A 7,131-nucleotide genomic window follows, 5' to 3' on the forward strand; every position below is an offset into this window, starting at 1 on the left:
GATGGTTTTATTTTAGGATAATTATATTTAGGATAATTATATGACCCCAAGCCGAGACATTGCCGATTTACTTGCCCTGATGGCACGCCTACGATGCGACTGCCCGTGGGATGCCAAGCAGACCAACCAAAGCCTGACACCGTATGTCATCGAAGAAGCTTATGAGCTGGTTGAAGCGGTCAATCTGGGCGATATCGATGACATCAAAGGTGAGCTTGGCGATGTGCTACTACAGGTGGTGTTCCATGCGCATCTATACCAAGAGCAGGGTAAATTTGATTTTGGTGATGTCATTGAGACGCTGATGACCAAATTAATCCGTCGTCATCCCCATGTCTTTGATAAAGAAAATCTAAAAACTGACGAAGATGTCAAGCGTCGCTGGGATGAGATTAAACAGCTTGAAGATCAAGGCAAACCTGCACGCCGTATCTTGGATGTCAAAGCAGGCAGTAGTCTCATGCAAGCGCAAGATATCCAAAAAGCAGTCGCCAAAGTTGGCTTTGATTGGGATCATGTCGATGGTGCTATCGCTAAGCTACATGAAGAGATTGGCGAATTACAAGCCTTGCTCCAAGATGCCGATGGTCAATATTTACCGACAGACAAGCTTGATAAATCAAGGCTTCATGATGAAATTGGCGATTGTTTTTTGAGTCTTGTCAATGTCGCTCGCAAGCTTGGTATCAATAGCGAGATGGCGACTTTGGGATCGGTGGCGAAATTCCGCCGTCGCTTTGGCTTTATCGTTGATACACTAGCCAACGATGGTAAAACCGTAGATGATGCCACGCTCGATGAGATGGATCAGCTGTGGGATTTGGCAAAATCACAAGGGCTGTGATGAAACACCAAGCGTTATCAATATTGATATTATTAAGTATCACTCATCAGTCATGGGCGGATACAAGCGCACCCAAGCAATGCTATCCTGATGCCATCAGTGCTTATCAAGTGCTTGTCAAACAAGAGCGGCAAGCCCAAGCAGGCGTGGTGAATATCAATACCGCAAGTGCGGCAAGCCTTGTGAGCTTATCAGGAATTGGTCATGCCAGTGCGGCGGCGATTATTGAGTATCGAGCTCGGCACGGTCGCTTTGGTTCGGTGGATGAGCTCGCCAAAGTCAAAGGCATTGGCAAGGCAACCATTGATAAAAATCGCCATCGGCTATCGGTGATGGACTGACTTGTCCGTAAAGCTTTGTAAACCTTGCCAAAAATCCCCAAAAAAAATCATCACAAGGCATCAAAAGCAACCAAAAGCCATCAAGATGCGCCATTTTACGCCTTTTTTATTCGCTTTTTTGGGTCAAAAGCGTTAAAATAAAGGGTTTAGTAAGATAAGTTGTAGGGGCTATAGCCCATCATTCAAGGAGTAGGCATGGGCAGATCGCCTAAAAAGCCAAAACAAAAGAAAATCACTCGCACCACACATTCGGCAAAATCACTGCAATTACAAAAGGGCAGTTTGCCACACAGCATCGTCGAAGTGGTCGGCACACTCAATAAAGCAGGCTTTGAAGCGTATATCGTCGGTGGCGGTGTGCGTGATAGCTTGCTTGGTCTTGCGCCCAAAGATTTTGATGCGGTGACGGATGCTCGCCCGCATGAGATCAAGGCGATTTTTGGTGGTCGATGCCGTATTATCGGGCGTCGTTTTCAGCTTGCCCATGTGTATTCGGGTCGTGAGATGATTGAAGTGGCGACATTTCGTGCGCCGCCCAAGGACGACACACACACCACAGACGAAGGTATGATTACCCGAGATAATGTCTGGGGGGATATTGAGCAGGATTTTGCTCGTCGTGATTTTAGTATCAATGCCTTGTATTATCAGCCGATCAAGGGCGAAGTGCTGGATTTTTGTGATGCGCTTGACGACATTGACAGTCGCACCCTAAGACTGCTTGGTGATGCCAAAGTGCGTATCGAAGAAGATCCTGTGCGTCTGCTTCGAGCGTTGCGATTTAAGGCGAAACTGGGCTTTGAATTTGATGATGCGCTTGCCAAGCAGTTTTGTGCGGATAACTGGGCATTGCTTGAGCAGGTGTCGGCGCATCGCTTGTATGACGAAACCCAAAAGATGTTTGGCGGTGGTTATCTGACGCCATTATTACCGCTACTGTTCGAGCATGGGGCGATGGATAGCCTGATGGCATATGCACCAAATGAGCCGTCGGCACTGATGATGGCGGTGGCGATTAATACCGATCGCCGTGTGGCAGATGGTAAAGGGGTTAATCCTGCGTTCTTTTATGCGGCGCTACTGTGGGAAAATTATCTGCACCAATTATCCAAATACAAAAAGCGTGGACTGCCATTTTATGAAGCACAGCTAAAAGCTGCCGAAAAAACCATCGATGCCCAGCGCATCAAGACCGCCATTCCAAAATTTGCCGAGCAGTTTATCAGTGATATTTGGATCTTGCAGCCAAAGCTTGTCAATCCACGCATCAAAGACATCGCCAATCTTGAGCGTTTACCGAAGTTTCGAGCGGCGTTTGATTTTCTGGTGTTAAGAGAAAGTCATGACAACCATCCTTTATCCGAGCCGACCAATGGCATGGGCGCATGGTGGCAAGCTTATCAAGAAGCGTCGGCTGCCGATAAGGCTTGGATGATCGAAGACTTTGCCAATGGGGCAAATGCACCCAAACGCGGTCGCCGTCGTGATCGCATGGCAAAAGATGCCAAGAGCCTTGAGCTTGAGCAACTAAAAGAGCTGTCACTGCGTCATGATGATCGACCGATTACCACACGCCCCGAGCCGTTGTTCGTGGTGGCAGGTGCGGATGAACTGCTCAAAGCTGACAAGCAAAGTAGCCTGCCATCGGTGCCTGTGCCTGTGTTTGCCACGGTGAGTTATAGCAATGAAGACTTTGCCAAGCTACTCGCCAATGATGAGCCGTATATTCCATCATCTCGCCATCGTAAGCGTAAGCCGTCATCGAGCTTATCCATCCTTGAGCGTGAAGCTGGGCTAAACGAAAGTGATGTGGTAGTACAAGATGATGAGATGACAGATGTGGTGATGGATGATGTGCCAAAGCGTCGACCGATTCAGCAGGTGAGCGTGCCTAAGCTACTCATGCAAGATGAAGCCATCAAAAACCACAATAAAGCAAAAACTGCCAAAGCAAGCAAATCTGCCAAAGGTTCAAGTGCTAAAGGTCTAGGCAAAGGCGAGCCCAAAGCCAATCAGGTAGCAGCCAAACGCAGTGCCAAAAAAGTCGCATCAGCCGATGATAATGCAGATAAGCCTAAGCGTCGTCGCAGTCGCAAATCCAATGCCAAGCCAAAGGCGGATGAGTGATGGATAACTCGATGACCACTTGCTATATCGGACTCGGCGGTAATATCAGCAATGAGCTTGGCACGCCCACCGAACATATCCATCATGCCGTATCCGCCTTTGAGCGCAGTGCTGACTTTGCCAATGTCAAGATGTCATCACTATACACATCCAAGGCGTATGGCGTCACCGACCAGCCTGATTTTGTCAATGCGGTATTGATGGCGGATACACGGCTATCGCCATTGGCGCTGCTGGATTTTTGCCAAAATCTTGAGATGAACGCAGGGCGTGTGCGATTGCGCCGTTGGGGTGAGCGTAGCCTAGATGTCGATGTGCTATTGTATGGCGATGATGTGATTGACAGTGAGCGATTGATTGTTCCGCACAAAGAGCTGATGCTACGCAATTTTGTGCTGATTCCACTGCTTGAGCTGACGCCTGAATTGATGGTACAAGGGCAAAAATTGGCACAGCTACCTGCCGCCCAAGATTGGCAAGGGCTTGAATTAGCAAAATAAATCACCATCAATACATCAAGTATCACCAACCAAGCTGATGGCTGAATTGGTGATGAGATTTTGATAAAATTTTGCAATTTTGGAATTATAATAATGAGCTATCTTGCCACACCAAGCACCGCACCAGTCACTTTAAGCACGCTTAACAAACTCAAAGCCAAAGGCGAGAAATTCTCTTGCCTAACTTGCTATGATGCCAGCTTTGCCCATGCGATGAACCAAGCGGGGATTGAGACCATCTTGGTCGGTGATAGCTTGGGTATGGTGGTACAAGGTCATGACTCAACCCTACCTGTGACGGTGGCAGATATGGCGTATCACACCGCCAATATCGCTCGCGCCAATCGCACGGCACTGATTTTATGCGATTTGCCATTTTTAAGTTATTCTACTTTATCTGATGCCATCAATAGCAGTCGTGCGGTGATGCAAGCAGGTGCGAATGTCATCAAAATCGAAGGCGGTCGTGAGCTTGCCGATACGGTCAAAGCATTGGCGCAAGCAGGCGTGCCGACTTGTGTGCATCTAGGGCTGACACCACAGTTGGTCAATGTCTTTGGCGGCTATAAGGTGCAGGGCAAGACCGATGAAGCCGCTGCCAAGCTACTTGAAGATGTGCAGATTCTACAGCAAGCAGGGGCGGCGATGTTCTTGCTTGAGTGTGTGCCGGCGACACTTGCCAAAGCAGTCACCGAGTCGGTCGCTGTGCCTGTCATCGGTATCGGTGCAGGCGTGGATACCGATGGGCAGGTGCTGGTGATGCATGATATGCTGGGCGTCTATACTCGTAAGCCTGCCAAATTTGTCAAAAATTTTATGACAGACAGCACCAACACCACAGGCGATATCACAGGGGCGTTCGCCGCTTATCATCAAGCGGTCAAAAATCAAACTTTCCCAACTGATGAGCATACCTTTTAATTCAATAATCCATTAATCTAATAATGACAACAACAAGGATACGCTGATGCAAATTTTTCATACCATCAATGAGCTACAAGCGGCATTGTCTGCGACACAAGGCAAAATCGCTTTGGTGCCGACGATGGGCAATCTGCACAATGGACATCTCACCCTTGCCAAAATCGCACGCAGCCATACCGATGTCGTGGTGGTGAGTATTTTTGTCAATCCGACGCAGTTTGGTGTGGGCGAAGATTTTGACAGCTATCCACGCACGCTTGATGCCGATGTGGCGGCACTTGATGGCGTGGGCGTGGATTTTGTCTTTGCGCCGAGTGTCGATGAGATGTATCCGACTTATCCGCCAAATGTGCAGGTGCTATCTGGTGAGATTACCAAGCTATTGTGTGGCAAATCTCGTCCGACGCATTTTGATGGCGTGGGCTTGGTGGTGAGTAAATTATTCAATATCGTACGCCCTGATGTGGCGGTCTTTGGCAAAAAAGACTATCAACAGCTTGCCATCATCCGACAGCTTAATGATGAGTTGAACTTTGGCATCGACATCATCGGCGCTGACATCGTGCGAGCTGATGATGGCTTGGCGCTGTCATCACGCAATCAGTATCTAAGTGCCGATGAGCGAGCGGTTGCCCCTGTGTTGTCACAGACGCTCAAGGCGTTGGCGGATAAGCTGACTCAAGCAAGCATCATTGATTATGATGCCTTGATTGATGATGCCAAAGCGACACTTAGCCAAGCAGGTTTTGTGGTGGATTATCTAGAAATTTATAATCGCCAATTACAAACTGTCAGTCAAGCGGATAAAGCGTTGGTGATTTTGGCGGCGGCATGGCTTGGCAAGGCACGACTGCTGGATAATCTGGAAGTGGATTTGAGCTAACATGATGGCAGTTTGATAGCTTGCTTGACGCTTTGGCAATTTGAAGTAATTATCGGTCAATTGATGACAAAAAAAGGTTTCACATGGAACAGGTACAAGACAGCCCAATTTCAATCATCATCGTCTCAGGGCGTAGTGGCTCGGGCAAGACATCGGTGCTTAATATCCTAGAAGATTTTGGCTATTATGTCATTGATAATCTACCGCCATCTTTGCTGTCAGGGGCGGTGGCTCGTTTGACTGATGATACCAATATCCGCAAAATCGGTCTGGGCGTGGATGTGCGTGTGCCGGGGGCGGATTTGTCCAATTTCCCCATGGTGCACGAAGAGCTGATTCGTCAATATGGCGAATCTGCCATCAAAGTGCTGTATGTGACCGCAGATGAGCCAGTGCTGGTGGCACGATTTGGGGCGACACGCCGAGTTCATCCTTTGATGGCGAATGGCACGGTGGGTAATCTGCCCAAGGCGATTCATAGCGAGATTGGTCTGCTTGAGCCCATCGCCCAGCTTGCTGATATCAAGATTAACACCAGCCTGCTCAACACCCATGAGCTCAAAGAGCGTGTGCGTGACCACTTGGGCGTACAGACGACGGTGACGGTGAATTTACTGTCGTTTGGCTTTAAATATGGTACGCCGATTGATGCTGATTTTGTGTTTGATGTGCGGATTTTGCCAAATCCCCATTGGGACGAAGCACTGCGTGCACAGACAGGTGAAGATGCTGATGTGCAGGCGTTTTTTGGGCAGTATCCAGAAGTGGATGAGATGGCGGATGATATTGCCAAGTTTTTGGGTAAGTGGTTGCCAAATTTCTTGCACAACAACCGTCACAGTATCACCATTGCCATCGGCTGCACGGGTGGCAAGCATCGCTCGGTGTATGTCACCCGAGCGGTAGAAGCCAAATTAAATCAAAGCCTACCAACTTCGATGAAAGTGGTGGCAAAGCACCGTGAAAAACGCTACTGGTGCTGTTAATTTTAAATTGAGAATAGTATGATTGACTGGTCAAAAATGGATATGCGAGTTTCTCGCACCGAAATCAAAAAATCCCACGAACGCTTGCAGGCGCTGGCTTTGCCATTGGCGAATCTTTCTAAGAAACAACAAAAAAACCTGCCAGTCAGCGAGTATTTTTTGGATGAGTTGGCGCAATTATCTAGTATCAGTGCCGCCGCTGCCAAAAACCGCCAAATCAAGCGTGTCGGCAAGCTCATCGTCGAAGAAGACCGCCACAGCCTGACAGCGGCATTGTTTGAATGCAAATTCACCCCAGAGCAAATCGCCAAGATTGAGACTTGGTATAGCCGTCTGAATTTATCCGATGAAGCGACGATTAAGCAGTTTGTGAAGCAGTTTAATGCCAGCGAGTTTAATAGCATTTATCAGCTCTTGCTTTGGATTGAATATGCCAAGCACTTGGGTGATGATGAATTATTAGAAGAAAGCTTGGCGGATTTTCACAGCTATGTCAAAGAAGTGGCGATTTTATCGACCTAAGCTG

General features: G+C 48.1%; 8 protein-coding genes. All 8 read left to right on the forward strand.

Annotation, left to right across the window (positions count from 1 at the left end):
- Window positions 1-40: 40 nt before the first annotated feature.
- The 8 genes from mazG (at window position 41) to yjgA (ending at window position 7,127) form a co-directional block, all read left to right on the forward strand.
- A complete protein-coding gene (gene mazG, locus Q0N89_RS09490; RefSeq protein ID WP_294035798.1) occupies window positions 41-844 on the forward strand; it encodes a nucleoside triphosphate pyrophosphohydrolase in 804 nt (267 codons plus the stop codon).
- On the forward strand, window positions 844-1,185 hold the full coding sequence (locus Q0N89_RS09495; RefSeq protein WP_294035800.1) for a ComEA family DNA-binding protein: 342 nt from the start codon (window positions 844-846) through the stop codon (window positions 1,183-1,185). The genes mazG and Q0N89_RS09495 overlap by 1 nt, the downstream gene beginning before the upstream one ends.
- 195 nt (window positions 1,186-1,380) lie before the next feature.
- Window positions 1,381-3,312: a polynucleotide adenylyltransferase PcnB gene (gene pcnB, locus Q0N89_RS09500; RefSeq protein WP_294035802.1), complete on the forward strand. Its 1,932-nt coding sequence runs from the start codon at window positions 1,381-1,383 to the stop codon at window positions 3,310-3,312.
- An 11-nt stretch (window positions 3,313-3,323) separates the two neighbouring features.
- Window positions 3,324-3,812: a 2-amino-4-hydroxy-6-hydroxymethyldihydropteridine diphosphokinase gene (folK, locus tag Q0N89_RS09505; protein ID WP_294035804.1), complete on the forward strand. Its 489-nt coding sequence runs from the start codon at window positions 3,324-3,326 to the stop codon at window positions 3,810-3,812.
- A gap of 93 nt (window positions 3,813-3,905) precedes the next feature.
- Window positions 3,906-4,733 (forward strand): 3-methyl-2-oxobutanoate hydroxymethyltransferase, encoded by an 828-nt coding sequence (gene panB, locus Q0N89_RS09510; protein WP_294035806.1) that lies wholly within the window; start codon window positions 3,906-3,908, stop codon window positions 4,731-4,733.
- A 46-nt stretch (window positions 4,734-4,779) separates the two neighbouring features.
- Window positions 4,780-5,619 (forward strand): pantoate--beta-alanine ligase, encoded by an 840-nt coding sequence (gene panC / locus Q0N89_RS09515; protein ID WP_294035808.1) that lies wholly within the window; start codon window positions 4,780-4,782, stop codon window positions 5,617-5,619.
- A gap of 83 nt (window positions 5,620-5,702) precedes the next feature.
- Window positions 5,703-6,605 (forward strand): RNase adapter RapZ, encoded by a 903-nt coding sequence (gene rapZ / locus Q0N89_RS09520; RefSeq protein ID WP_294035810.1) that lies wholly within the window; start codon window positions 5,703-5,705, stop codon window positions 6,603-6,605.
- Window positions 6,606-6,623: 18 nt separating this feature from the next.
- Window positions 6,624-7,127 (forward strand): ribosome biogenesis factor YjgA, encoded by a 504-nt coding sequence (yjgA, locus tag Q0N89_RS09525; RefSeq protein ID WP_078254724.1) that lies wholly within the window; start codon window positions 6,624-6,626, stop codon window positions 7,125-7,127.
- Window positions 7,128-7,131: the final 4 nt, after the last annotated feature.

The organism is uncultured Moraxella sp., from assembly GCF_945873075.1.
GTDB lineage: Bacteria > Pseudomonadota > Gammaproteobacteria > Pseudomonadales > Moraxellaceae > Moraxella.